This is a genomic window from Pedobacter nutrimenti (assembly GCF_003208655.1).
In the GTDB taxonomy this organism is placed as follows: domain Bacteria; phylum Bacteroidota; class Bacteroidia; order Sphingobacteriales; family Sphingobacteriaceae; genus Pedobacter; species Pedobacter nutrimenti.
In genome coordinates this window covers 62910-89443 of the sequence record NZ_QKLU01000007.1, presented here as the reverse complement: position 1 = coordinate 89443, position 26534 = coordinate 62910, and the positions used below count along the sequence as shown (strand labels likewise).

The window sequence follows — 26534 nt, the reverse complement described above, 5'->3', positions numbered from 1 at the left end:
GTTAACCACCGATGAAAAGAAAGACGTGCAAGAATCTTTAATCTGCCAAATATGGTTATATAATTTATTTCGTTAAACCGGGAGCCGTTTCACAAATGCTAAATTATCCTATTCTTAAACACATCTTTACCACAGCAATAACCTGAAAGGTCAATATGATTATCTAAGTGAATAAAATTGCTGATTTGTGTAGATTTTTCCCCATTTTACCACAAAACTAATATTCTAAATTAAATTAGCGCTACATCTCTACAATTAATTTATAAAAAAATTTCATACTCACTAATTTACAGGCGATTAAAAGTTAATATAAAATTTTAAAAAGCAACATAAAATTAATCAAAACGTAAGATTACTAAGTATAAAATTGAATTGATATTCATTGAACCGATTAAAATTGCACAAAAATTAATTAAAAGCCTGACAATCAATTAAACACCCATTTTTAATACACGTTACCAAACATTTTTAATTATTCTATTAGGCAGTTTATGTCTTAATGATTAACTAATCATTAATTAAAATGACATTAAATATTAAAAATGAACTACTTAAAAGGTCTTAAAGCCTAAACTTTCCGGAATTAATTGCATAATCTCTTTTACGCGATACCGCATAAAATCTTGCTTCAATAACTTTATTTGTAATTCATCTGTACCAGCTGATCCTTTACAAACTGTACCAGTCAGACCTTCTGAAGAGACCTATCTTTGTTATCTTTTAGATCACATCATATGGAAGAGAAAATCATCACCAAATTTACAGTTGCCACAGGAGAATCTATTGACAACCTTATGGCTTTGGGAAGAGAACTGAATGAAGAACAATACAGCGCATTCTTAAAAAAGGACCAGCTCCGGCAATATGTATCAAATTATTTTAATGAAAAGTACCTGATAGAAGAGGTAAATAGTCTTTCCAATCAATGGTTGATTGTCTACCAGAATACCAAAGCCATAGGTTATGCACGCTTAACCTCCAAAGGCAAGCATCCCCTTATAACTACAGGAAAAAGAACCATCCGTATTGCCGGTTTTGGCATTCTTAAAGAATATACCAATGAACTGACCTTAAAGTCCCTGTTTGATAAATGTTTGATGGTCAGCAAAGCATACGAAATGGTTTGGATGAATGAACATCCTTCAAATACGTTCCTGCCTTTTTTCAAAGAAAATGGTTTTAGGCATCTTGATGAAAATGCGGTACTAGATGAACTGCCTCATTCTTCGGTTTACCTGTTAAAAGAAAATGTAATCCAGGACACAAAAAAATAAGACTGTACCTAGTTACACAATAAACACAATTACCCTTTAAACACAAACCCTAAAACAGCAACTGATTTATCATCGATATGAAAATACTCCTAAGGGAATATTGACTGGATTGCTCCCCCTTCAGGGAGCCTGGTCAGGCGCATCCCTGAAGGCGTATTTTCATATCGTCTTACCCAATTTTATTTAGAAAATCCCTCTAAACCACTTTTTAAGAATTTAAGGTAATTGGCAGGATTGTAGTCTGCACCCTGAGGTTCCACCAGTATTTTTTCAGTTTTTGGATCCAGCAGCACATAAAATGGCTGTGAATTGGCATGAAATTTTGCAGCCTGCAAATCGCTCCATTTTTTTCCGATCGTATTCAGTATCCTGCCTTGTGCAGAAGTGACTACATCGGCTGACGCCACCTCAGTTTTATCATCCACATACAACTGGATCAAGACATATTCCTCACTAATCACTTTATAAACATCCGGGTTTGGCCATACATTCGCTTCCATTTTCCTGCAATTCACACAGGCATGCCCTGTAAAATCAATCAGAACTGGTTTATTTACTTTTTTTGCATAAGCTAATCCTTCTTCATAATCAAAGAAAGCATCCAAATTTAAAGGAGAATGAAAAATCTCTGCATATTTATGAGGACCAGAGGATACTGTTGTACCATGCTGCCCTTTAACAGGAATAAGACTTGGGGTATACAAATCAAAATCCTGCGTTTGTTGAGGAGGTAAAAAGGCGGAAATAGATTTCAGTGGGGCACCCCATAAGCCGGGTACCATGTATACTGTAAAAGACAATACCACAATGGCCATCATTAACCTTGGAACGGAAACATACTTCAAATCACTATCATGAGAGAATTTCAACTTTCCAAGGAGGTAAATCCCCATCATTCCAAAGATAACGATCCAAAGAACCAGGAAGATCTCACGGTCAAACCATTCCCAATGATAAGCCAGATCAACATTACTTAGAAATTTCAAGGCAAAGGCCAGTTCAAGGAAGCCCAATACCACCTTCACACTATTGAGCCAGCCTCCTGATTTTGGCAGTGCATTCATCGCAGAGGGAAATAAGGCAAAAAGGGCAAATGGAATTGCAAGGGCGAGAGAAAAACCAAACATTCCAATAGCTGGTCCCAATAATGCACCGCTTGTTGCCGCCTGAACCAGCAAGGTCCCAATAATAGGGCCCGTACAGGAAAATGAAACCAGGGCCAATGTGCCAGCCATAAAAAACAAACCAGCTATTCCACCTTTATCTGAATTGGCATCCATTTTATTTACCCATGATGAAGGTAAAGTAATTTCGAAGGCCCCCAGAAAAGAAGCTGCAAAAGCAACCAGCAATAAAAAGAAAAAGAAATTAAAAATCCCGTTCGTAGACAAACTATTTAAAGCATCGGCGCCAAACAGTATGGTCACCAAAAGGCCAAGCACGACATAAATCAGAATAATGAAAAACCCATACAAAGCGGCCCTTCTGAAAGCTTTCCCCTTTTCACTTCCTTTGGTAAAAAAACTAACAGTAAGGGGAAGCATTGGAAAAATGCAAGGCATCAGCAAGGCCGCAAGCCCACCAACAAAACCTGTGATAAAAATAGCCCAAAGGGACTTCTGTTCATTTTGCCCTGGTTTTTCTTTAATTACCGCTGGCTTTTCTGCTTCTTTTTTCTGAACTGTTGTTCCATTCGCTAATGTTGTTACTTTCTGTGGCGTATCTACAGGTACACTGCTGATCTCTGTAAATTCAACATCTGCAGCACTGGTGTCCTGAGCAAGGCTCCGGTTCAATCCGCAAAACAATAAAAGGATAAGGGCAAGTATGGTCAGGCCTGCCCGGCTTTTTTTTAAGGTCATCATGGTTTTACTTATTTTAATCGGCAGATTGGCCTGTAGTCTATAAATTCTGTATCCGGGGTCAGGTAACCTGCTTTCAATGGTTCTTCTTTCATCAGGTCTGTACTCAGGTATTTTTTATTGCTGTCGGAAAAAACAGTCACCACACAACTGTCATACCCAAGTTGCTGCTGAAGTTTAATGGCACCAATCACATTTGCACCAGAGGAAATCCCTACAGCCAGCCCAAGTTCACGTCCAAGCTTCTGGGCCATTAAAATCGAATCCCCATCATGCGCCTGAATGACTTCGTCCAGTTCTTTCAGCTTTACAATTTCAGGAATAAACTCATCGGAGATACCTTGTATCCTGTGGCTCCCAACTTTATAACCGGTCGTCAGCGTTGGTGATTCAGCAGGTTCCAAAGGATGTATTTTTACAGTTTGTTTTTGTGATTTCAGGTATTTACCAACGCCCATAATTGTTCCTCCGGTACCTACACCAGCCACAAAGGCATCGGGACTCAAATTGTTTAACTTAAGCTGTTCCCATATTTCTACGCCTGTTGTTTGTTCATGTGCTTTAGGATTATCCTGATTTTCGAACTGACGTGGAAGAAAGGTATTATTGTTTTCACGGGCCATAAATTCCGCCAGTTGGATACTGCCCAGAAAGCCACCTTGCTCCTTGCTGATCAGGATTACTTCTGCCCCCATGCTTTTTATAATATCTATTCTCTCTTTACTCAGCCAATTGGGCATAATGATTTTAACCGGATGTCCCATTGCTTTTCCAATTGCCGCAAAAGCAATCCCAGTATTACCACTAGTCGCTTCAACAATCACATCCCCGGGCTTTATTTTGCACTCTTTATAAGCATTGTATAAAGTAAACAATGCAACACGGTCCTTGATGCTTCCCGTCAAATTATAATGTTCGCATTTCACATAAATTTTCCCGGCATTGCCCTGATATTTATATTGCAGTTCAATCATTGGTGTATTTCCAACCAGGTGCCATAAATGGCCAAATTTTTCTTCCAGGTTTTCCGTTAAACAAAGGCTTTCTTGTGTATCTAATGACATGATGATATTAAATTATCTCTTTTATGATAATTCGGTAAAATTCATTCTTTCAAATTATAATAACAATCATTACCTTTATTTCCATAAATTTTATGGAATAAATACATTATTATTTATTTTTTTTCAGAATGATTACACAAAAAAAACAGCCGGCTGTTTTTTTTTCAAATCGGAATAACATGCAGAGCATACTTGACCAGACAGATCTGGAGATTTTAAGGCTTTTACAAAAGGATGCGCAACTCACCAACAAAGAGGTGGCCTTTAAAATCAATAAATCTATTGCCACGGTACACGAAAGAATCAGAAAATTAAAAGAGCAGGGTTATATACAAAGGGTTGTGGCCATTCTTGACAGAAAAAAAATCAACAGAAGTCTTCTGGCCTTTTCACATGTTTTTTTGAAAGACCATACCGCAGAAACTTTAAATGCATTTGAACAGGAGGTTTCTAAATTTGGTGAAGTCATGGAATGCTTTCAAATGACTGGTGCTTTCGATTTTATCCTGCGCATTTCTACCAGTGACATGGACGCTTATCATGTCTTTTTACGGAACAAACTGGCCACCTTGCCCAATATCAGTACGGTACAAAGTTTTTTTGTTCTCTCTGAACCAAAAAGTGAAACAGCTTATCCTTTGTAAATCAAATCTATTATTTTAAAGTCCAGACCATGGTATCGGTAAGCATTTTTCCCTGATTTAAAACCACTGTTTTGATTTTATTATCTCCTTTTTTAAGATGCAAATCTTTAAAAATAAACTGGACATCATTACTGCCCTGCACTGGGAGAGCAGCAATTTTTTTACCATTGAGGTACAATGATGGCCTGCCTGAATTTGAATACACTGTTACATTGGTAATTTCATTTTTCCGAAGGGCATTTCTCCTTTCGGTTAGATACAAAACAGGTTCTTTTGACCAGTTTGCTTTATACCAGTAAAACGCATCCTTTTTGAGTTTACGGTCAAAAGTCACCAATCCTTTCATATTTCGGGCCGGCATACTTCCCCTGTTCCACATGGGTGTGGCAAAATCAAACATATTCCACACGTAAGATGCGGCAATATAGGGGTGCCTGGCGATAACCGGCCATTGAATTTCATGGGTTTTGGTTTCATAGGTTTCTGGATAAAAAGGCAAGGTGTAATCGTAGGTATCACCTAAAGCAGATGCTTCCTGCTGTTGAAAAACATTCCCATCAGCTCCATATTCCGCCAGTATAACCTTATTGTCGGGATATTTTGTTTCCAGACCATGTGCCCAGTCCTCCAGATCTCCTATTTTACCCTCATACCAGCCATAATAACGGTTCATTCCCTGGATATCTGTATTTAGATTTGTTGGCCGCTCCATTTCTCCATATCCACTCACACTAGCGGTATAACGATATGGATCTTCTAATTTTGCCATGTCATTTAATTCCCTGGTCAGCACAGCAGGAAAATCGGCAGGTGTTTTACCATAAACCTCATTGTGCAATCCCCATACATAAATTGAAGGGTGATTGTAATTCTGAAGAATCAACTCGGTCAGTTGCTGGCGGGCATTGTCACCTTCTTCGCCTGTATATTTATTTACAAAAGGGATTTCCGCCCAACTCACAAAACCCATGCTGTCACAAGCAGCATACATATATTCGGCTTGCTGATAGTGTGCAAATCGAATGGTGGTTGCACCCATTTCTTTAATGATATCCAAGTCTTGCTGATGTTGATCATTGCTTAATGCGCTGCCATACTGCCACCGGTCTTGATGCCGGCTTACCCCATGCATGGCATAGGCTCTACCATTTAGAAAAAAACCTTTCCCCGGAATAATTTCAAATTTGCGAAGCCCCAGCGGCTGGACCACTTCATCCATAACTTTATTACCCCTGATGATCTGTGTGTGTACTTTATAAAGATAAGGATCATTTAATCCATCCCATAAATGTGGCTTTTCGAGTTGAAGCTCCTGTGTAACTTGTTGTCTCCCCTGTGTACCGATCTTTTCAAATGTACTCTTTTCCAAAACAGCCCGGCCGGCACGATCATAAACAATCGTTTTAAGTTGTATGTCCTGGCTTAGCTTTTCTTTATTTTCTATTTTGACCGCCACACTGATGTCTGCAGATCCTGCACTGACATTTTTTTGAGAAATATAAATTCCAGGGGAAGCATAATCTGTTGTGCTAATGTTCAGCTTATTCGTTACAATAAGGCTAACCGGTCTGTAAATCCCACCATAAATCCCAAATAAAAAGTGATTTACCGGAATCACATCCTTACGGGCTGTATTGTCTGCTTTTACCAAAATGGTATTGGGAATCCCTAACTTGACGGCATAAGTAATGTCCAGACAGAACGCTCCATATGCACCTTTATGTGTTCCTATCAATTGACCGTTAACATATACCGTGGCAACTTGTCCAACTCCTTCAAAACGAAGAAACAAACGCTTGTCCTTATACTCAGGGCCAAATATAAATTCCCTTTTATACGTTCCCTCTCCCTGATAAAAATCTTTAGAAAGCTGCATATCAGTCGCATTCCAGGTATGTGGCAACTTAACCACCATCCATTCCTTTGCAGTACTGTCCTTTGTCTTTCTGAAGGACCAGTTGTCATTCAAAGAAATGGTTTGTCTTGCGAACTGCGCTTTGCCTGTCAGAGCCTGCGAAAAAAGCAGGATGTACATCATTATTTTAAATTTTTGCTTTCTCAAAACTTCCTTCATTTTGCTTGCTTATTAATTCCATTTCCACAACAATGGGACTTTTAACCTCCATTTGGGGAAGCTGGATAAAGTATTCCTTTGCATTTAATTTTTCCGAATTCAATAATTGCCCAGGCCGACTGATCAGACGAACATTCTTAAAACCTTTCCCCTCCGGGAGTTTAATTCTGAGGTTCCTACTTAGGGGCACATTACAAACAATCATATAAATTTTCTCAGACCCTCTTTTTTTTGTAAAATAACCCCAATCCTGTTTTTCCAAACCGGCATATTCACAATCGTATATCGCTTCTTTGTTCTGTTCCATCCATTCACCAATTTCTCCGGCAAGTTTTTGCTCTTCCACACGGATGGTCCCATCTGCCTGCGGCCCAAAGTTTAAGACAAAATTACCTCCCAAGGAAACTGATTTTGCGGTCATTTCAATCAGTTCAAAAGCTGTCTTCAGATGTCCTTTCCAGAACTTATTGTATCCCCATTGATTTTCAGGAACTGTCATGATCGCATCCCAGTCATTTCCGTGGACATCTTCAATTTTATTTGGTAACACTCTTTCCCAGCCCTGTTCATAATCTCCCATCAGGTCTCCATTTGAATCAAAATGACGGGCTCCATTTTCATCAGCCCTGAAACGGCTGCCGATAATCAGACCGGGATGTACTTTCCGCATTTCCTTTTCCAGTTCATCTGCAAAACGGGCCTGCCTCACCCAGGATTTATCCCAGGTACCATCAAACCAAAATCCCTTAATTTTTGGGTAATTCTGCAGCAACTCCAGAAGCTGGTTGCGCGTAAACTGTTTAAATCCTTCAAAAGCAACACTGTCTTCCGTTGTTTTTAATTCATACCGCCAACCCGGATGGTGCCAGTCCATTACAGAAAAATACAGAATTACATCTATTCCCTCACGGGTATAAGCATCCACAACCGCTTTTACAATATCCTTCTGATAAGGTGTTTTAGAAATGGTATAATCACTGAATTTACTGGGCCATAAACAAAAACCATCATGATGTTTGGTGGTAAACGTAATGTAACGTGCCCCCATCTTTCTAGCCATTTTAGCCCATGAATCAGGACTAAAATTTACAGGATTAAATTTAAGGTAAAGGGAGTCGTAATCTGATTTGGGCATTCCCTCCCAAGAGCGGATCCACTCGGCTGCACCGTTATATTCCTTTCCTTTCCATTCTCCACCAGGTATTGCATATAGTCCCCAATGGATAAATTGCCCAAATCCATAAGCCCGCCATCTTTTCATATCCAGATCCTCTCTTTTTCCTAAACGGTGTGCACCATATTTAAGATTTATGGATGATCTTCGGCTGTTTTCCTTCGGAGATTGTCCTAAAGCATAAAAGCTCAAAAAATAAACTGCAACAAAGAGTACAATTTTGTTCATGATGTTTTGGGAGCACTAAAGTCCAGAGTTGATTACAGAAAGCAAATTATGTATTTCCGTACACAGTATAACATGAATTATCTGCGCAAACGTTTTACTCAATATAAATTAGCAATTTATTTTTCCAGCATAAGGAAATCACCGGGTAAAAAATCCTCATAAATAGCTCGGCTGTCTTTATCCGCTTATCCCTTATCAATAAAAACATCCGTATAGCTCTGCACATCAGGTATTCTGTCCCATGTTTTTTATGTTTTGATTTTTTTTAAAAAAAAGTTAGAAAAGCTAAATATAGCTTATAATGAGTAGTTTACGAGGCGGGAAATCATTGTCGGTAACGATTTAGTAATGGTGCTTATTGCATTCATTTTCTTTCGATTTCCTTGTAAATCAGTAGCAAATATAAAAAAAATATGGGTCGGTTCGACCCTTTTTTATATCTTTTTATATAGGCTCCGTAATAGCGTTTTTATACGTATTTAGAAAAAATTTTACCTGACTTCGGCATATCTCATGGGATTAATTCACAGTTAAGGGTAACATTTGTATTTGGATAAATACAGCCTGATAAAACGAGTGTAGCTATGAGACATCCCTTACAAACCATCGTTGCCGAAATTCAAAGGCAGGAAAGAAAATTATCTGCCGAAGCGTCCAGCTTTATTGATGAGGCTTATAGAATGACTATCTATCTTCAGGAATTATTGCGTGCCGTGAAAGAAGACGTGTTGAAAGAGGGCTTTGCCAGTAAAGCCGAAGAAGTCCATTTTTTCAAATTGATTAAGCCGAACATTCTCGGCAAATTGATTTACTATAACAAAGTGTACCGGATTGAAACGGCTTGCCCCGCAGATAACGGGAATTTGCATCAATGCTATTTTGCTTTACAACTCCGGGAGTTAAAACAAGAATATAAAGAGCATATCTGCAATTCAGATTTTTACAGGTACTACCGTTCCGGCAGAACCGACCGGGACGAAAATTATTATACGCTGGGCAATATCAATTACTATGAGGGATTAAACAGCTTTGTTTTTGAAATTGACCCGCAATTCTCAACCTACTTTGATTATAAGGTGGCAAAAATCTTAGCCAATGAATTAATCTATAACTACCTCACCACAAAATTAAGCCCGGAACAAAGCCCCGATGTGCTATTGCAGAATGGCGATACAAAAGATATTTTTTGGACACAATCAAAGAACGCCCTTATCGAATTGATTTATGCGCTTCATGCCGCCGATGCGCTTTCACACGGCAAATTGGGTATTCGCAAAATCAGTATGGTATTTCAAATCCTGTTCCGTGTTTCGCTTAGCGATATTCATAACAGTTTCCACCGAATGAAGACCCGTGCAGGTTCACGGACTTTGTTTTTAGACCAACTGAAATACAGCTTAGAAGAATACATGGACAAGGAAGATACTGCGTAATCTTCTTTTTTATTTTAAGGAATAAAGGACGGCATTGATGGTGCTGTCCTTTATTTTGCCCGTTTGCCTATATGTGTATATAGGCAAATCCGTTGGTCGGCACTCTTAGTTCATACTGTAAAAAGCAAGAAATCCCTATACAGCAATACTTTACATCAATTGCAAAAAAATAAAAAAAACTGCCTTTTTGATAGACACGTATCGGAAGACAGCCCCAGCCAAACGCTCCAATTTTGTACAGTGAACATTAAGCAACTGTGCAATGAATATTATAACCATAGAAGAAGAAGCATGGAGGTCGCTCAACGAGCGTATTAAATCCATTAGCGAGTTTATTCTGAAATCAGAAAACACCAGCTATGATAGTCTTTGGCTCAATAACCATGAAGTCTGTCAGTACCTCCACATCAGCGAAAAAACACTTTGGCGTATGCGTTCCAAAGGCGAAATAGCCTACTCCAAAATGTACGGGCAGTATTACTATACCATAGGAGCCATAAAAAATATGCTCAATGCCCATGCTGTGCAAACCAGCGAGGAATACATACAGGAGCTTATGGCAAGGGGTAAAAGCTATATCGAAAAAGGAAGAACAATAAAATCCGGCAAATAATTAAAACGTACTGCTATGAACATAGATAGAATGGAATTTTTTGCATGGATGGAGCGAATTATGGAACGCTTTGATGTTCTGAAACAACACATCATAGATATACAAAAGCAACGCAATACCATAGACGGCGAAGAACTGCTGGACAACCAAGACCTGTTACAAATGCTGAAAATCAGCCACCGCTCCTTGCAGCGTTACCGTTCGTCTGGCAAGCTGCCGTACTACACCATTAGCGGAAAGCTGTATTACAAGCTATCGGATGTACACCAATTCATCAGGGATAGTTTCAATGTTCCCCTGCAACGCACAAAGGACAACGGGTGACAAATAGTGCCACCTAAAGACAGGTACGGCGTAGCCGTACCCTGTTCAATTACTTTCGGACGATAACAATTTAAAATATCAATATTATGAGCGAGCAGACAATAGAACAGCCTCAACAAGAGCAGCAGCAAAAACCACAGCAATCCCCTGAACAGCTTTCAGATGTTTTGCTGGTCATGGATAAGGAAAAAAAGACTATTCAAGCGGTTACAGGTATTGACGAAAATGGCGAATTAAAAACCGTTGATGCCAATAAAAAGAACCAAAGCGAATTTATGCGGGTAGATAAGAGCGGAGATTTTTTCTCCAACTTCTTCTCCAACTTTTGGCGACAGCTCAAAGACCCCACCCGTTTTTCATTTTTCAAAGTTCCTGAACAGGAAGCCGTTGAAACAGCCCAAAAAATGCAGCAACAAATAAACGCCCCTACCAAAGAGGGCGAGGCAGTTATGGCTAAACATGAAGTGAAAGAGCCAAAGGAAGTGCAGCAAGAAAACAAAAAAGATATGGAAACTACACAAGCAACACAGACAACGCAGGCAACCCCTGAAACAAACGACCATCGTTTTAAGGCAGATGATATTGATTGGAAAACACTGGCACAAATTGGGATAACCAAAGAGCGGCTTGAAAAAGACGGCACATTGGATATGCTGTTGAAAGGCTATAAAACCAATAAGGTATATCCCATAGGTATCAATTTTGGTTCTGCCGTAATTCGTTCGGAGGCAAGGTTGGGGCTTCAAAACGGAGAAAACGGCAAGCCTGTATTTGTAATGTATGGCGTTCGCCACGAGCCGAACCTGCATACTCCTTTTTTCGGTCATGAATTTACCAAAGAGGACAAAGACAATTTGCTCAAAACCGGGAACATGGGGCGTGTGGTAGAGTTGACCTATCCCAAGACCGGAGAAAAAATACCGTCCATTATCAGCATTGATAAACTGACAAAGGAAGTTATTGCCTTACGGCAGGATTGGATAAAAGTGCCTGACGATATTGGAGGTGTAAAACTCACCGCGGAGCAAAAGCAAGTCTTATATGAGGGCAAAGCCATTTACTTAGAGGGTATGGTTTCGCAGAAAGGCAAAACGTTCAGCAGCGATATTCAATATAATGCTGACAAGCGTTTTCCCGAATACCTTTTTGAAAGGGGTGCAAATTACAAACAGACCCAAAGCCAGCAGCAAGCGCAATCACAGGAAAATCCCAAATTATTCAGAGGTAAAGAATTTAACGATGAGCAATACAAAAAGCTCACAGAGGGCAAGACCATTTATGTTTCTGATTTCATAGACGGGAAAGGACAGCCTTACAAGGGCTATGTTACGCTGAATGCCGAAACAGGCAAGTTTGATTTCAGTTTTAGAAACCCGGATAAATTAAAAGACAAGATTGTTCCCGCAGAAACCCATAAAACGCAGGTTGCCGTCAATTCAGAGGGTAAAACCAATGAGGCTACCAAAAATATCAATGAGCCTTTAAAACCCCAACAAACTGCTCCTGTGAACAAACAGCAGCAGGAAAAGCAGGAGCCGCCAAAGCCAGCTAAATCAAAAGGAATGAAAATGTAATTTCTAAAGGATAAGATATGAAAGCAATTATAGCAGAAAAACCAAGCGTAGCCCGTGAAATAGCCTCCCTGTTGGGAGCCACCGAAAAAAAGGATGGCTACGTAACAGGCAATGGCTATCAGGTTACGTGGGCATTCGGGCATTTGGTCGGTTTGGCAATGCCGGAAGATTATGGGTTTTCGGGTTTCCAAAAGGAAGCCCTGCCCATATTGCCCAACCCTTTTTTATTGACGGTACGCAAAGTGCGAAAAGAAAAAGCCTATGTTCCCGATAGTGGAGCGGTAAAGCAGTTGAAAATTATTGAACAGGTTATCGGGCGTTGCGATAGCATTATTGTTGCTACCGATGCGGGACGTGAGGGTGAACTCATCTTCAGGTATATTTATGAATACCTGAAATGCAGCAAACCTTTTCAGCGTTTATGGATAAGTTCATTGACTGAAAAAGCCATCAGGCAAGGTTTTGATAATCTAAAACCCGGAGGTGATTTCGATGGGCTGTACCGTGCCGGGCAAGCACGAAGCCAAGCCGATTGGCTCGTAGGCATCAATGCTTCACAGGCATTGAGCATTGCAGGGCGTGGTTTGTTTTCGCTGGGGCGTGTGCAAACGCCTACACTCGCACTCATCTGTAAACGATATTTGGAGAACAAAAATTTTGCTGTCAAAAAATATTGGCAGATACAGTTGGAACACCGAAAGGAATTTACAGACTTCAAAAGCCTTTCAAAAACCAAATGGGACGATAAGAAATTAGCAGACGACACGCTTAAATCTATTGAACGCACCGGGGTCGCAACTGTTACAACCGTAGAAACCAAAACAGTTACCGAACAACCGCCATTACTTTTTGACCTGACGGGCTTGCAAAAGGAAGCAAACAAAAGGCTCTTTTTAACCGCCGAAGAAACGCTGAACATATCCCAAACCCTGTACGAAAAGAAACTCATCACCTATCCACGTACCGGGAGCAAATACATACCCGAAGATGTTTGGGCGGAAATACCCGCTTTGGTAAGGTCACTGGAAGCAAGAACTTCCTGTAAAGAAGCAGTAGGGAAATTGAAATGGGGTCGTTTTAACAAGCGGATTGTGAACGATGTAAAAGTAACAGACCATCACGGTTTGCTCATCACCGAAACCATCCCCTCTGCATTACCCTCAAACGAAGAAGCTGTCTATGATATGATTGCACTGCGCTTGCTGGAAGCCTTATCGCAAGCCAGCACCAAAGAAATAACAGACGTTACATTACAGGCATTGCATTATGATTTTGCAATGAAAGGCAGCAAAATTATAGAAGCGGGCTGGCGTGGCATCAAAAGAAATTTTAGTGATGAAGAAAGCGAACCAGTGCAGGAATTACCGGAATTAAAATCGGGCGATGAACTTAAAATCAAGAGTGCTGAAGTGCTGGAGAAAAAGACCAAGCCACCTGTACTTTACACGGAAGCAGATTTGTTGTCTGCAATGGAAAATGCCGGAAAGGAAATAGCGAACGAAGATGAACGTAAAGCCCTGCAAGGTATCGGTATTGGTACACCAGCCACAAGAGCCGCCATTATAGAAACCCTTTTTAAAAGGGAATATATCAGGCGGGATAAAAAATCACTTGTTCCCACCGAAAAGGGATTGCAGGTATATGAAGTCGTAAAGGATAAGCGAATTGCCGATGTTGCCATGACCGCTGAATGGGAAATGGCTTTGCAAAAGATTGAGAATAACGAAGCAGATGCTATGGACTTCCATCAATCAATGAAAACCTATACATCTTCTGTTACGCAGGAAATTTTAGGCATAACTATCGAAAGTCAAAATCACCCAGACCTAACCTGTCCCAAATGTGGAACCCATAAACTGCTCATTCGGGATAAGGTTGTGAAATGTCCCAATGAGGCTTGCAACTGGCTTCAGTTTCGCAATGTGTGCGGTGTACAATTGAGCGTTGCCGACATAGAAAACCTTGTAACCAAAAGAAAGACCAATCTTCTCAAAGGAATGAAAAGTAAAGCGGGTAAAAAATTCGATGCTTTTATCATCCTGAAAGATAATTGCGAAAGCTCTTTTGAATTTGCCAACACCACAAGCAAAAAGAAATGAACAACAATGCTATCATAAATCGAAAGGATATAGAAAGCCTTATTTACACAGTACGGGACAAACAGGTTATGTTGGACAGCGACCTTGCAACCCTGTACCAGGTTGAAACAAAAAATCTTAACAAAGCCGTAAAAAGAAACATAGAGCGGTTTCCCCAATCGTTCTGCTTCCAATTAACCGAAAAAGAAGCTGAAAACTTGAGGTTCCAACTTGGAACCTCAAGTTTGAATTACGGCGGCAGGCGTTACCTGCCTTATGTTTTTTGCGAGCAAGGGGTCGCTATGCTGTCCGCTGTTTTGCGCAGCGAAATAGCTGTAACGGTCAGCATTGAGATTATGAACGCCTTTGTGGAAATGCGGAAGTTGTTAATCGGCAATGCCGCATTGTTCTCCCGGATGGATAAAGTGGAACTCAAACAAATTGAAGCAGACGGAAAATTTGAGGAAATATTTAAAGCACTGGAAAGCGGTAAGCTACACAGCGAAAAAGGTATTTTCTACGACGGGCAGATATTCGATGCCTATGTCTTTGTCGCTGATATTATTAGAAGTGCCCAAAGGTCAATTGTGCTTATTGACAATTATGTGGACGATACGGTGCTTACGCTACTCGGAAAGCGTGGACAAACCGTATCTGCCACTATCTATACCAAAAGCATCAGCAATCAGTTGCAACTCGATTTGCAGCGTTACAACAGCCAATACCCACCCATCACTATTCATACTTTTGTTCATGCGCATGACCGTTTCCTCATTATTGACGGCACAGAATTATATCACATTGGCGCATCTTTAAAAGATTTGGGTAAAAAATGGTTTGCATTTTCTAAGATGAACGCAGAAACAAGCAAAATGCTTAGTTTCCTGAACGCCATTTAAGTATATCCTTCCAACCTATATAGCAGACCGTTACCCGGTCAATAACTGCCACTAAAAGCCAACTGCTACCGCTTTTGACGTGGCAGTTTATTGCCATAATACTTTAGCTACTCATTGAAAATTTTAAACAAAATCAATATGAGTACACAGCAAAAAGACCTCTCTTATTTCTCGTTAAGGTTACAGGAATTATTAAATACCAGCTTCCCCGAAAAAGCACATGACCAAAGATTTATCGAGCAACGTTCCAAATGGGCGGCAAACGCCTACGAGGGTGCATTTAGTTCGGGAAACTCCACAGAGCAATGCAACCGTATCGCAGATTACATACTGTTTGAGGGACTTCACTATTCCAAATTCGACACTGTTTTTCAAGTGGTTTGCAATGAGTTTAACAGCATCATGCTGGACGAAGAACTCCGCCCGTTCGCATTAAAGATGCTGCCAATCTGCGAACCCGTATTTGCCAAATATGTGCTAACGGATGACTTTGCTTACACCACCGACCACGACCTGCTCTATACAGAAATCACGGGAACCATAGCAATTCATATCGAGGACTATGGCATTTAATCAACGTGAACACCTGAAATTGAATATTGAGGCGTTGCGGGTCATGTTCAGGTTAGAAAAGGAAAAACGCCAAGCTACCGAAGCCGAGCGGCAGCAGCTTTTGCAGTATAGCGGTTTCGGCGGGATAAAATTCATCTTAAATCCCGCAGAGCATCCAACAGACATAAGGCAATGGAAAGACTATGAGCGAACCTATTTTGAGGAAACGCAGGAACTCCACCGGATGCTGAAAGAAAATGCCCCAGACGAAAAGCAATACAAACATTATGTGGACAGTATGCGCAGCTCGGTACTGACGGCGTTTTACACCCCTCCCGAAATTATAAATATGCTATCCGATATTTTCAAGGAAAACGGCATAACGATACAGAAATTTTTAGAACCATCAGCAGGGGTTGGCGGTTTTATTCAGTCTTTTACAGATAAAGACGTGCCGCAGGTTACGGCTTATGAAAAAGACCTGCTTACGGGCAAAATCCTTAAACAGATTTGCCCAGACAGAAATATCCGAATAAACGGTTTTGAACAAATACCGGAAAAGGAACTGAACAGCTACGATGTAATTGCCAGCAATATTCCATTTGGCACAAGTTCGGTCTTTGACCTTTCCTATTCGCGTGGTGATGACCCTGCAAGAGCGCAGGCAGCAAAAAGTATCCACAATTATTTTTTTCTGAAGGGAACGGACACCATACGGGATGGTGGTATGCTCGCTTTCATTACCTCGCAGGGTGTTTTGGATAGCCCAAGCAATAAGCCTATCCGTGAGGCATTGATGGCAGCGCATAATCTTGTTTCGGTGGTACGGCTACCGAACAATCTTTTTATGGATTATGCAGGAACTGAAGTTGGAAGCGACCTTATCGTACTTCAAAAGAATGAGGGCAAACAAGGGCTTACGGAATTGGAAAAAGATTTTTGCGATACACTGCTCACAAAGCACAACGACCACGTAAATGCCTTTGTTCATTATACCGCTCCCGTTGTGTTCGATGAAATCATTCAATCCACCGACCTGTACGGTAAGCCCTACACCGTATATGTACATAGTGGCGGTGTGGAAGAAATTGCAAAAGAAGCCAGGCAAATACTGTCTGCGGATTTTAAAAGCAATTTAAACCTGAACCTTTATAAAGGAATTGCGCCGGATGAACCTACCATACAGCCGGGTATTACTTTAGTACCTGAACCAGCCCCCGTGCAGCCAGCTACCGGCAATGCAAGGGGAAAAACATCACAGCCCACATTATTCAATTTTACCAATCCTGCGGCGGCACAACCTGTCATGAGCCGTACACTGCAAGGCATCACGGCGGTAGCGGATGCGCCGTCAACACGGGAAGAAGTACAATTGAGTTTGTTTGACCTCTTTAACAATACGCCACAATCTGCCGTTCTCGCACCAGCGAAAAAGGTCAGAAGAAAAACGAGCATTACCAAGAAAAAGGTAGGCGGTCGCACCCAACAGCCGGGGCTGTTCGATTATATACCCTTGCGTAGTTTACAAGAGGAAACGCCAAAGCCTCCAATCACGTCACGAACAAGTGAGCAATCAGCCGTAATTGGCGATTTGTTTTCGTCTGTTAGTGTCAATAGCAACGGCGAAATAGAAGAACTGCCCAAAAACAAACCTGCCCCTGCAACGGACAATACCATCCCTGAACCCGCACCATATTCCGGCGAACTGCAATCATTCCACAGGGATGATTGCCTTGCAACGGATAAGGGTTTTGTTGGGCATTTGCGGGATGTGGATATACCCAATGGCACGGCTGTATTCTGTCCGCTATTATTGCCTCCCAATCAGAAAGTAAGAGCCGAAGCCTATATAGGGTTACGGGATGCCTATCAGCAGCTTTACAATCACGAAGCACAATATCATAAAGAGTACAAACAAGAACGGGAAACACTGAACCGCCTGTATGATGATTTTGAAAAAAGATACGGCAATCTGAATAGTGCCGACAATATCAAATTGATTAAAACCGATAGCGCAGGTAAGGAAGTACCTTATTTGGAGCGTGTGGTAGGTGGCGTGGTACATAAGTCAGATATATTCCACCAGCCTGTCAGTTTTGCAACAACAACACTCGCAACGGACAACCCGGATGAAGCGTTGGCGGCATCGCTCAACAAGTACGGAACGGTTGATTTGAACTATATGTCGGAGTTAAGCGGAATGTCCGGCGAAGATTTAAAAGATGCGCTGCATGGCCGCATCTTTTACAATCCTGCACAAAGAGAATATGAGATTGCAGAAAAATGGGTTTCGGGCAACGTAGTAGAAAAAGCGGCAGAAGTACGGGCGTACCTCGCAGGGCAACCGGATAGCAAAGAAGCTGCCGAAAGTCTTAAAGCACTCGAAGAAGCCAAGCCCCGCAGGATAGAGTTTGACGAACTCGATTTTAACCTCGGTGAACGTTGGATACCAGCGGGCATTTACAATCGTTTTGCTTCGCATCTGTTCGATACCGAAATCCGCATTCATTATTCCGAAAGTTCCGATGATTTTTCAATCCATTGCGACCGTAAGAATATCCATATCACAGAAAAATACGCCATCAAGTCGGAAAGCCGCACGTTTGACGGCGTTACCCTGCTGAAACACGCTCTTGTCAATACCACGCCCGACATTACCAAAAAGGTAATTATAGATGATAAAGAAGTCAAGGTGCGGGATATGGAAGCCATACAAATGGCGAACAGTAAAATTGATGAGATACGCAGGGAGTTTACAGATTGGCTTTTTGCGCAGAACGATGAGTTTAAGCAACGCCTGACCGATAAATACAACGACACCTTTAACTGTTTTGTTCGTCCGCAATATGACGGCAGCCATCAGGATTTTCCGGGGCTTGACCGCAAGGCGTTGGGCATTGAAGACCTCTACCCAAGCCAAAAAGATGCCGTTTGGATGATTAAGATGAACGGCGGTGCTATCTGCGACCATGAAGTGGGTGCGGGTAAAACGCTCATCATGTGTACTGCAGCGCAGGAAATGAAGCGTTTGGGGCTGGCACATAAGCCGATAATCATCGGGTTAAAAGCCAACGTGCATGAAATAGCGGAAACTTACCGCAAAGCCTACCCACACGCCAAAATATTATATCCCGGCAAAGAAGATTTTACCCCGCAGAAACGTCTGCGCATTTTCGGCGATATTAAAAACAACGATTGGGATTGCATCATCTTAACGCATGACCAGTTCGGGATGATACCGCAATCGCCTGAAATGCAAAAGCAGATTTTGGAAGCCGAATTGGAAAGCGTGGAAGAAAATCTTGCGGCTTTGGAAAGACAGGGCAAGGAAGTTTCAAGGGGAATGCTCAAAGGGGTAATTGTTCGTAAGCAAAATTTAGAGGTTAGGTTAAAAACACTGGAGCATGACATCGAAAACCGCAAGGACGATGTTGTGGACTTTAAAATGATGGGCATAGACCACATTTTAGTGGACGAAAGCCATCGTTTTAAAAACCTCATGTTCAACACAAGACATGAACGTGTAGCGGGATTGGGCAACATGGCGGGAAGCCAAAAGGCTTTGAACCTGCTATTTGCCATCCGCACCATTCAGGAGCGCACAGACAAAGACTTGGGCGCAACGTTCCTTTCAGGTACGACGATCAGCAACTCGCTTACTGAACTGTATTTGCTCTTTAAATACCTGCGCCCTAAAGCAATGGAAAAACAGGGCATCAACTGTTTTGATGCTTGGGCAGCTATTTACGCTCGTAAAACCACCGATTATGAATTTTCGGTAGCGAACAATATAGTATCAAAAGAGCGTTTCCGCTTCTTCATCAAAGTGCCGGAACTGGCGCAGTTCTATTCGGAGATTACCGACTACCGGACGGCAAAGGACATTGGCATAGACCGTCCCGAAAAGAATGAGATACTGTACCATATCCCACCGACACCGGAACAGGAGGTTTTCATCAAAAAGTTGATGGAGTTTGCCAAAACGGGCAACGCCGAATTATTAGGCAGACCGCCGCTGAGCGAAAGCGAAGAAAAAGCAAAAATGCTGATTGCGACAGACTACGCACGTAAGATGTCGCTGGATATGCGGATGATTAGCCGGGGTTATGAAGACCACCCCGACAATAAAGCCTCGCACTGTGCGGCTAATATTGCTAAATACTACAACAAATTCGATGCGCAGAAAGGAACGCAGTTTATTTTCTCCGACCTCGGCACTTATAAACCCGCCGAATGGAATATCTATTCTGAAATCAAGCGTAAGCTGGTGGAAGACCACGGTATCCCTGCTCATGAAATACGGTTTATTCAGGAGGCTAAAAATGAGAAACAACGTAAGGAGCTTATCAGGGATGTAAACGAGGGAAAAATACGGGTGCTGTTCGGTTCTACCGAAATGCTCGGTACGGGCGTTAACGCTCAAAAGCGGGCAGTTGCTGTCCACCATTTAGATATACCGTGGCGACCATCAGACCTTGCACAGCGGGATGGCAGGGCTATCCGCAAGGGCAATGATATTGCCAAATTCTTTGCCGATAACAAAGTGGATATTTTCATCTACGCCGTTCAAAAATCGCTGGATAGCTACAAATTCAATACGCTGTACAATAAGCAGGTATTTATCGAGCAATTAAAGAGCAACAGCCTCGGCAAACGTACCATTGATGAAGGTGGAATGGACGAGAAAACGGGCATGAACTTCTCCGAATACGTGGCGATACTTTCAGGCAATACAGACCTATTAGAAAAAGCAAAGCTGGAGAAGCAGATTGCCGGACTGGAAAGCGAACGCCAGGCGCATAACCGTTCCAAACTTAGTTCCAAATACAAGCTGGAAGATACTGTTGCCACACTGGAAAGTACGCAGGCACGTTTCGACCGTATGAGCCTCGACCTCGGAAACCTGCAAAAGCGCATACAGAAAAACAAAGAGGGCGAAATACTCAACCCTGTGCAGCTTATTGGGCTTTCACCAAACGCCGATGTAAAGCAGGTTGGGGCAAAACTCAATCAGCTTTCCGAAAAAGCCCGCACCGCAGGGCAGTATGAGGAAATCGGTACGCTATATGGTTTTACGCTCTTAGTAAAAACAGAGGTTTCGCAAAAGGACGGTGTGGATATTAAGGACAACCGTTTCTTTGTTCAGGGTGAGGGCAATATCAAGTACACGTACAATAACGGCAAGATGGCTACCGATGCGAAAACAGCATCCTTTAATTTTCTGAATGCGCTCGAAAAGATACCGGGTATCTTAGAGCAGGAACAGAAGAAAATTGCTGAATTGCAAAAGGACCTTCCGGTTCTTCAGGAAGTGGTAAATGGCTCATGGAAGAAAGAGCAGGCATTAAGCGACCTCAAAACGGAACTGGCGGCGGTTGAAAGGAAAATACAATTATCCATAAAGCCGGAAACCGATACGGGCGAAGAACAACCCGAAAAAGCCGAAAAGCAAGTGCAGAATAATTCGGAAACAATTGTACGGGTTAAAGGCATTCATTTACCCCGTGGGGTATTATAAACTGAAAGGAGCGATAAAAAGTAAAAGGGGATCTGCAAGTCCCCTTTTACTTTTTCCATATCTACGGTAAGATTTGTTTTATCCGTTCTATGTTTACTTCTTTGGACTTTTGAAGGACAGTTTGCCCATACTCCGTATGGTAACTATGGTTCTGCAAGAAAGTATAGTTTGTTTTGTTCCATTCAACATCTGTACAGGATTTACCCAAATGTATTTCAAACTCTTTCCTTAATCGCTGTTCATATTTGGGGTAATCCGGTTTTGTGAAATGATACAAATCTGCATCTGCAATAACGTTATCTTCCGGCGATTGGGGATTTTGTGGGAAACGTGTTGCCTCAATGCAGGCTAAAACCCTTTCTATATCATCTTTTGGATAGCCATACCGGGTTAAAAAATCGGAGGCAATGGCTTTGCTGCTGTCCTCGTGGTTAATATACTGCACTGTATAACCGCAATCGTGAAACCATGCGGAAAGCGTAACAATTTCTAATTGCTTCGGGTTAAAATTACATGCTTGGGCAATTTCAATTGCTGCCTTTACAACTTCTTTCGTATGCTCTACATTGTGAAAGAAAATACCATCAGGAAGTTTGCCGGACAAAAGTTCAGATACATATTTCCGTGTCAATTCAATAATATTCTCTGCTACCATTATCTGATAATTTGAAATTTATATTCTAAGTACTGAACATGGACACAATTATTTCTCGTCCTGTTCGTCCATCTTCTTTAGAAGACCGTCCCGGAGTTCATCAAGGAATTTTGTACGGTTTATTTTTCGGGTTCGTAACTCCAAAAACGTTTGATAAAAATTCCCTAAGTCAATATTGAACGTATTTTCAAAATATTGTGCTATTAATCTTATATCGGTATTGCCATTATCAAACACACCCTGACAATTCAGTGCGTAAATTAATTCTATCATAGCCGTTTTGCTTCCCGTCCAATTTAACTTTTCAGTGGCTACCGATTTATTGTCCTGGGTTTTGCTGTATAGTTGTTTTTCGACATAAACCTGTATCATGTCGTTAGCAATTATCTTGGCAACCTTATAATCGTGTGAAGTGGAAAAGGACTGGTCAGACTGAAAATAGTAAGTATCCAACCATAGTTTTATATCGTGCCTGCCACGTACAAAAAAACTTTCATCAAGAAAAGAATTATTGCTACGATAGTATTTATAGAAATCGAGATTGTTATCAAAAAATCTTTTTAGCTTTTTCAGTTCTTTGGTAAGATATTTTTTTATTGGCTTTGCTCCATAGGGTTTTCTTGCTTCAATCTTGTAAATGGTATTGTAGTAAATAAGTTTTGAAACAATGGTCGGTTTCTGATATTTGAAAAAACGGATTTCCTCATCTGTATTCTTAAATCCTCTTTTCAATATATACTCTTTTACTTCGGACAGGCATTTAAGAATAAGGTGTATCACAGTTTCTACCTGTTGTATAGAACAATCGGTTTCAATCTCTAACTCATTGATTGAAAATTCCAATTTATATAGCGTTTCATTATAGAATTTTTCCATTTTATTATTTTAAATGCCCCAGATATTGGTTGCTAATAGAAGAACCCAAATTGTTTTGCCGATGCTCTATTCTGTTAGCATTTTACGAGGCGTATTAATTAAAATTTCTATGTTTCTTTATTTCACTCGCTTCACCCATTTATACACTTCAAACCATAATACAGATACCGATGCAATGCCAATAGCCGTACCTAATTCGCCTGCATTTAATCCTGTTAAGTGAAAGAAATTGGCAAAAGGTGCAATATATAATATAGCGAACAGCAGAATAAAGGTTAAGCTGTTGACTACCACAAACAGCCTATTCCTGTTCTTAAAACTTTCAAACAGGCTGTAATGGAATGAGCGATTGGCCAGGCTCAATAAAATATTGGCAAAAATCAAGGTCGTAAAAACCATCGCTCTTGTTTTCTCTTCATTACCGCCGTTTTGCACGGTATATTGATAAGCGAACAATACACCACCTGTTATGATCAACCCCTGAGCAATGCTAACAGCCAACTCTTTCCAGTTCAGAAATGTATCCGTCATTTTTCGTGGCTTTTTCAACATGGTGTTACGCTCCATCGGTTCGTTTTCATATACAATGGAGCAGGTAGGCCCCATTATCAATTCTAAAAAGATCACGTGGACAGGAGTGAATATCTGTGGGAATACCCAGCCCAGAAACAAAGGCAGAGAAACCGTAAGAATAATCGGTATATGAATGGAAATAATATACTGAATAGCTTTTTTAATGTTCGCATAAATTCTTCGACCGGATGCGATACCGGTAATCAGCTTGTCTAAATCGTCATTGGTAATCACCAATGCTGCAGCAGCTTTAGCTATTTCAGTTCCTTTGCTGCCCATTGCCACACCAATATGAGCAGCTTTCAGTGCCGGGCCGTCATTTACGCCATCGCCCAGCATGGCCACTACTTCACCTTGCTTTTTTAGTGCGTTTACCACAGCCAGCTTGGCATCAGGGAACATCCGGGTAAACAATACTTTATCTTCGGCTGCTTCCATAAGCTTAGCATCCGAATATTCCATAATATCTTTTCCCTCTACTGCATCGGTTGTGTTTAAAATTCCCGCCTGTGCTGCAATGCTTCTGGTGGTATCAGTATTATCACCCGTAATTACTTTTACTTTAATGCCAGCGTCATAAATATGGCGGAAGACTTCCTGAATATTTTGCTTTGGCGGATCATAGAAAACGACCAGCCCCAGGAAATCAAACCTGAAATCCTGTTGCTTTAAAGGAAAGTCATTCCCTTCAAAAGAGGTGCTGGCAACCCCTAAAACCCGGAAGCCCTGTTGTCCGAAATTTTTGATAAGCTCCCGTATTTTATTTTTTTCATTTTCCGAAAGTGTGGATACATTAAGAATGGCTTCCGGCGCACCTTTAGCAGCGATGATCCGTTGTTGTTCAGCATTTTCAAAAAGATGTGTCATCATTGGAGGTTTCCCTTCCAGTGGATACTCATGTATCATTTTAAATGCTTTCCGTTGGTCGTTGGATTGTGTTTGCTCATATACTTTGTGCAAAGTCTTTTCCATCGGGTCAAAAGGGGCAGGCTCACTGCTCCACATGGCATAGTCAATCAGCGTAGAAAGTGCCACATCGCTGAAATCTTTCTCATCTAAAATTTTATCCGACCGGTAGTCGTAAAGATGCTTTAGGTGCATCGTGTTTTCAGTAATGGTTCCGGTTTTATCAGTACAGATCACCGTTGTGCTGCCTAATGTTTCCACAATGCTGCTGCGTTTGACAATGATACCGTCACGCATCAGCTTCCAGGCACCCAATGCCATAAAAGTGGTAAATGCTACGGGAATTTCTTCCGGCAGTACAGACATTGCCAGCGTAAGCCCATTGAGCAGGCTGTTAATCAGATCTTGAGTATGATAATAGCTAACGGCACATACCATCCCGAAAATAGCTATACCCACAATAGCCATAGCTTTTACAAAGCTGCGTATTTGAAGTTGCAAAGGCGAGGCTTCTTCTTTTATTCCCGAAAGGGAAACGCCGATTTTACCAAGGCGGGTTGCTGCGCCTATTTGTTCCACTTTAAATACAGCCAGTCCCGATACTGCTAATGTGCCACTATAAACCTTGTTGTCTTCGCTTTCCCTGCTTTTGAATACAGAAAGACTTTCGCCGGTCAGAGAGGCTTCATTAACGGAAAAGTCGTTGCTGTGCATAATCTCGCCATCGGCGTTAATCGTTTTTCCTTCTTCGGTAATGCAGAGATCGCCTACCGCAATTTCGTGGGTCGGAATTTCAATAACCTGTGCATTGCGGATAACTTTACTCAATGGCTCGTTCAGTTTTTCCAATGCCTCCAGTGCTTTTTTGCTACGGGTATCCTGGTATAATGAAATGGCGGAAACCACAACGATTGCCAGCAACATAAAAAGGGCTTCACCATAATTGCCTACGATGAGGTAAATGGCTGAAATGGCAAAGAGCAGTATGAGCATTGGTTCTTTGAGTATATTCATCAGCAATTCCAGCACCGTGCTTGTATGAACACCGTCTATTTTGTTGTAGCCGTATTGCCTTCTAGAAGCGGCTACTTCGCTATCGTTAAGACCTTTCAGATGGTCGGGTATATTATATGACATAAACAATTAGATATTAATCTTTAAAAATACATATGCTTTCTTTGTTCCTGTGTTTTGCTTTCAATAATTTTGTTATATATAAATTGATAAAACATGAGCTTCTTCAATAAAAAAACCACCTGGGCAAACAAAGAATTTATCCCATTTAAACTTTGCATTGCCAGTATTTATATCATTGCAGGCAGTTATTTTCACAGTGTCTTTGCAAACTATTATGTACCGCTTTTTATTCTGTTTGGCGTCACTGCCGTATGGACAGTGGTTTTGTGGCTAAAAAAAATGAAAAGCAAGAACTAACGAAAGATTAAGCCCTGAAAAACGCTTCTTTTCCAAGGCTTGTAACTCTATTATACTTTTACTCCAAAAAGATACCCCACCAGAGCGGTCAATACCATTGCAATAGTTCCCCAAAGCGTAATCCGAACAACTGCTTTTGCTATTGCTGAACCACCGGTGCGTGCAGCAAATGCACCGAGAATACCCAGAAATACAATGGAAAAGATGTAAAGAACATATTCCATATTCTTTACAGGAGAAAACAGTGTTATTGCTAAGGGTAAAATACCGCCTGCCGTAAACGCTGCGCCCGATGCCAATGCCGCCTGAATGGGGTTAGCCTGTGTGATTTCATTGATGCCAAGCTCATCCCTAAGGTGTGCTTCAAGTGCATTGTGTTCCGTCAATTCTTTGGCAACAAGTTGAGCGGTTTCCTTTTTCAGTCCCCGTTTCTGGTATATTTCTGTTAGCCGTTGCAATTCGACTTCGGGCATTTCATCCAGTTCCTGCTGCTCTCTTTTTATATCCGCTTTCTCCAGATCGGTCTGCGAACTTACCGATACATATTCTCCGGCAGCCATTGACAATGCCCCGGCAACAAGACCTGCCAAAACCGCTAAAATAATTGGCTCTCTTGTACTGCTGGCTGTTGCTACGCCAATAGCGATACTGGCAACAGACAATATGCCGTCATTGGCACCCAATACCGCCGCACGCAGCCAGTTGCTTTTGTGCATATAGTGATTGTCAAGATAATTATCCAGTGTTCCTGTTTGTTTACTATTTGCCATTTGTTTTCC

General features: G+C 41.4%; 19 protein-coding genes. 11 read left to right on the top strand and 8 right to left on the bottom strand.

The window, feature by feature from the left end:
- Positions 1-734: 734 nt before the first annotated feature.
- Complete coding sequence (locus B0O44_RS18660; protein WP_110833622.1) at positions 735-1274, top strand: N-acetyltransferase; 540 nt, start codon at positions 735-737, stop codon at positions 1272-1274.
- Positions 1275-1453: 179 nt separating this feature from the next.
- Here B0O44_RS18660 and B0O44_RS18655 read toward each other — a convergent pair whose 3' ends face one another.
- Entirely contained in the window at positions 1454-3136 is a 1683-nt protein-coding gene (locus B0O44_RS18655) for a protein-disulfide reductase DsbD family protein (RefSeq protein WP_110833621.1), read from the bottom strand.
- 11 nt (positions 3137-3147) lie between these two features.
- Positions 3148-4200 (bottom strand): PLP-dependent cysteine synthase family protein, encoded by a 1053-nt coding sequence (locus tag B0O44_RS18650; RefSeq protein ID WP_110833620.1) that lies wholly within the window; start codon positions 4198-4200, stop codon positions 3148-3150.
- Between the two features lie 128 nt (positions 4201-4328).
- Between B0O44_RS18650 and B0O44_RS18640 the strand changes: the two genes are divergently transcribed.
- Positions 4329-4844, top strand: coding sequence for an Lrp/AsnC family transcriptional regulator (locus B0O44_RS18640; RefSeq protein WP_449415920.1), 516 nt, complete (start codon positions 4329-4331; stop codon positions 4842-4844).
- Positions 4845-4854: 10 nt separating this feature from the next.
- Here B0O44_RS18640 and B0O44_RS18635 read toward each other — a convergent pair whose 3' ends face one another.
- Complete coding sequence (locus tag B0O44_RS18635; protein ID WP_211321412.1) at positions 4855-6882, bottom strand: glycoside hydrolase family 2 protein; 2028 nt, start codon at positions 6880-6882, stop codon at positions 4855-4857.
- Between the two features lie 4 nt (positions 6883-6886).
- Positions 6887-8320 (bottom strand): alpha-L-fucosidase, encoded by a 1434-nt coding sequence (locus tag B0O44_RS18630; protein WP_170123369.1) that lies wholly within the window; start codon positions 8318-8320, stop codon positions 6887-6889.
- A 584-nt stretch (positions 8321-8904) separates the two neighbouring features.
- Between B0O44_RS18630 and B0O44_RS18625 the strand changes: the two genes are divergently transcribed.
- From B0O44_RS18625 to B0O44_RS18590, 8 genes are all read left to right on the top strand, one after another.
- On the top strand, positions 8905-9753 hold the full coding sequence (locus tag B0O44_RS18625) for an RteC domain-containing protein (protein WP_054280965.1): 849 nt from the start codon (positions 8905-8907) through the stop codon (positions 9751-9753).
- Between the two features lie 262 nt (positions 9754-10015).
- Positions 10016-10366 (top strand): helix-turn-helix domain-containing protein, encoded by a 351-nt coding sequence (locus tag B0O44_RS18620; protein ID WP_054280966.1) that lies wholly within the window; start codon positions 10016-10018, stop codon positions 10364-10366.
- A 15-nt stretch (positions 10367-10381) separates the two neighbouring features.
- Positions 10382-10690 carry a helix-turn-helix domain-containing protein gene (locus tag B0O44_RS18615; RefSeq protein WP_054280967.1) on the top strand — a complete coding sequence of 103 codons (309 nt, stop codon included), beginning with the start codon at positions 10382-10384 and terminating at the stop codon, positions 10688-10690.
- Between the two features lie 86 nt (positions 10691-10776).
- Positions 10777-12264, top strand: a complete 1488-nt coding sequence (locus B0O44_RS18610) for a DUF3945 domain-containing protein (protein WP_054280968.1) — start codon at positions 10777-10779, stop codon at positions 12262-12264.
- 17 nt (positions 12265-12281) lie between these two features.
- The gene (locus B0O44_RS18605) at positions 12282-14363 is read left to right on the top strand and encodes a type IA DNA topoisomerase (protein WP_054280969.1); all 2082 of its coding nucleotides are present in this window, start codon (positions 12282-12284) and stop codon (positions 14361-14363) included.
- Positions 14360-15241 carry an ORF6N domain-containing protein gene (locus B0O44_RS18600; protein WP_054280970.1) on the top strand — a complete coding sequence of 294 codons (882 nt, stop codon included), beginning with the start codon at positions 14360-14362 and terminating at the stop codon, positions 15239-15241. Before B0O44_RS18605 ends, B0O44_RS18600 begins: the two co-directional genes overlap by 4 nt.
- 138 nt (positions 15242-15379) lie before the next feature.
- Positions 15380-15814, top strand: coding sequence for a DUF1896 domain-containing protein (locus tag B0O44_RS18595; protein WP_054281259.1), 435 nt, complete (start codon positions 15380-15382; stop codon positions 15812-15814).
- On the top strand, positions 15804-21311 hold the full coding sequence (locus B0O44_RS18590) for an N-6 DNA methylase (RefSeq protein WP_054280971.1): 5508 nt from the start codon (positions 15804-15806) through the stop codon (positions 21309-21311). The genes B0O44_RS18595 and B0O44_RS18590 overlap by 11 nt, the downstream gene beginning before the upstream one ends.
- 61 nt (positions 21312-21372) lie before the next feature.
- On the opposite strand, the gene B0O44_RS18585 is transcribed toward B0O44_RS18590, so the two are convergent.
- The 3 genes from B0O44_RS18585 to B0O44_RS18575 form a co-directional block, all read right to left on the bottom strand.
- The gene (locus B0O44_RS18585) at positions 21373-21966 is read right to left on the bottom strand and encodes an HD domain-containing protein (protein WP_054280972.1); all 594 of its coding nucleotides are present in this window, start codon (positions 21964-21966) and stop codon (positions 21373-21375) included.
- 48 nt (positions 21967-22014) lie between these two features.
- Entirely contained in the window at positions 22015-22842 is an 828-nt protein-coding gene (locus B0O44_RS18580; RefSeq protein WP_054280973.1) for an RteC domain-containing protein, read from the bottom strand.
- A gap of 117 nt (positions 22843-22959) precedes the next feature.
- Entirely contained in the window at positions 22960-25458 is a 2499-nt protein-coding gene (locus tag B0O44_RS18575) for a cation-translocating P-type ATPase (protein ID WP_054280974.1), read from the bottom strand.
- 93 nt (positions 25459-25551) lie between these two features.
- Between B0O44_RS18575 and B0O44_RS18570 the strand changes: the two genes are divergently transcribed.
- Positions 25552-25755 (top strand): hypothetical protein, encoded by a 204-nt coding sequence (locus B0O44_RS18570; protein WP_054280975.1) that lies wholly within the window; start codon positions 25552-25554, stop codon positions 25753-25755.
- Between the two features lie 50 nt (positions 25756-25805).
- On the opposite strand, the gene B0O44_RS18565 is transcribed toward B0O44_RS18570, so the two are convergent.
- Positions 25806-26525, bottom strand: a complete 720-nt coding sequence (locus B0O44_RS18565; RefSeq protein ID WP_054280976.1) for a VIT1/CCC1 transporter family protein — start codon at positions 26523-26525, stop codon at positions 25806-25808.
- Positions 26526-26534: the final 9 nt, after the last annotated feature.

What these genes read in the sequence shown, in the direction of transcription:
- B0O44_RS18660 (WP_110833622.1), top strand. Translation starts at nt 735, where the DNA reads ATGGAAGAGAAAATCATCACCAAATTTACAGTTGCCACAGGAGAATCT.
- B0O44_RS18655 (WP_110833621.1), bottom strand. Translation starts at nt 3,136, where the DNA reads ATGACCTTAAAAAAAAGCCGGGCAGGCCTGACCATACTTGCCCTTATC.
- B0O44_RS18650 (WP_110833620.1), bottom strand. Translation starts at nt 4,200, where the DNA reads ATGTCATTAGATACACAAGAAAGCCTTTGTTTAACGGAAAACCTGGAA.
- B0O44_RS18640 (WP_449415920.1), top strand. Translation starts at nt 4,329, where the DNA reads ATGATTACACAAAAAAAACAGCCGGCTGTTTTTTTTTCAAATCGGAAT.
- B0O44_RS18635 (WP_211321412.1), bottom strand. Translation starts at nt 6,882, where the DNA reads ATGATGTACATCCTGCTTTTTTCGCAGGCTCTGACAGGCAAAGCGCAG.
- B0O44_RS18630 (WP_170123369.1), bottom strand. Translation starts at nt 8,320, where the DNA reads ATGAACAAAATTGTACTCTTTGTTGCAGTTTATTTTTTGAGCTTTTAT.
- B0O44_RS18625 (WP_054280965.1), top strand. Translation starts at nt 8,905, where the DNA reads ATGAGACATCCCTTACAAACCATCGTTGCCGAAATTCAAAGGCAGGAA.
- B0O44_RS18620 (WP_054280966.1), top strand. Translation starts at nt 10,016, where the DNA reads ATGAATATTATAACCATAGAAGAAGAAGCATGGAGGTCGCTCAACGAG.
- B0O44_RS18615 (WP_054280967.1), top strand. Translation starts at nt 10,382, where the DNA reads ATGAACATAGATAGAATGGAATTTTTTGCATGGATGGAGCGAATTATG.
- B0O44_RS18610 (WP_054280968.1), top strand. Translation starts at nt 10,777, where the DNA reads ATGAGCGAGCAGACAATAGAACAGCCTCAACAAGAGCAGCAGCAAAAA.
- B0O44_RS18605 (WP_054280969.1), top strand. Translation starts at nt 12,282, where the DNA reads ATGAAAGCAATTATAGCAGAAAAACCAAGCGTAGCCCGTGAAATAGCC.
- B0O44_RS18600 (WP_054280970.1), top strand. Translation starts at nt 14,360, where the DNA reads ATGAACAACAATGCTATCATAAATCGAAAGGATATAGAAAGCCTTATT.
- B0O44_RS18595 (WP_054281259.1), top strand. Translation starts at nt 15,380, where the DNA reads ATGAGTACACAGCAAAAAGACCTCTCTTATTTCTCGTTAAGGTTACAG.
- B0O44_RS18590 (WP_054280971.1), top strand. Translation starts at nt 15,804, where the DNA reads ATGGCATTTAATCAACGTGAACACCTGAAATTGAATATTGAGGCGTTG.
- B0O44_RS18585 (WP_054280972.1), bottom strand. Translation starts at nt 21,966, where the DNA reads ATGGTAGCAGAGAATATTATTGAATTGACACGGAAATATGTATCTGAA.
- B0O44_RS18580 (WP_054280973.1), bottom strand. Translation starts at nt 22,842, where the DNA reads ATGGAAAAATTCTATAATGAAACGCTATATAAATTGGAATTTTCAATC.
- B0O44_RS18575 (WP_054280974.1), bottom strand. Translation starts at nt 25,458, where the DNA reads ATGTCATATAATATACCCGACCATCTGAAAGGTCTTAACGATAGCGAA.
- B0O44_RS18570 (WP_054280975.1), top strand. Translation starts at nt 25,552, where the DNA reads ATGAGCTTCTTCAATAAAAAAACCACCTGGGCAAACAAAGAATTTATC.
- B0O44_RS18565 (WP_054280976.1), bottom strand. Translation starts at nt 26,525, where the DNA reads ATGGCAAATAGTAAACAAACAGGAACACTGGATAATTATCTTGACAAT.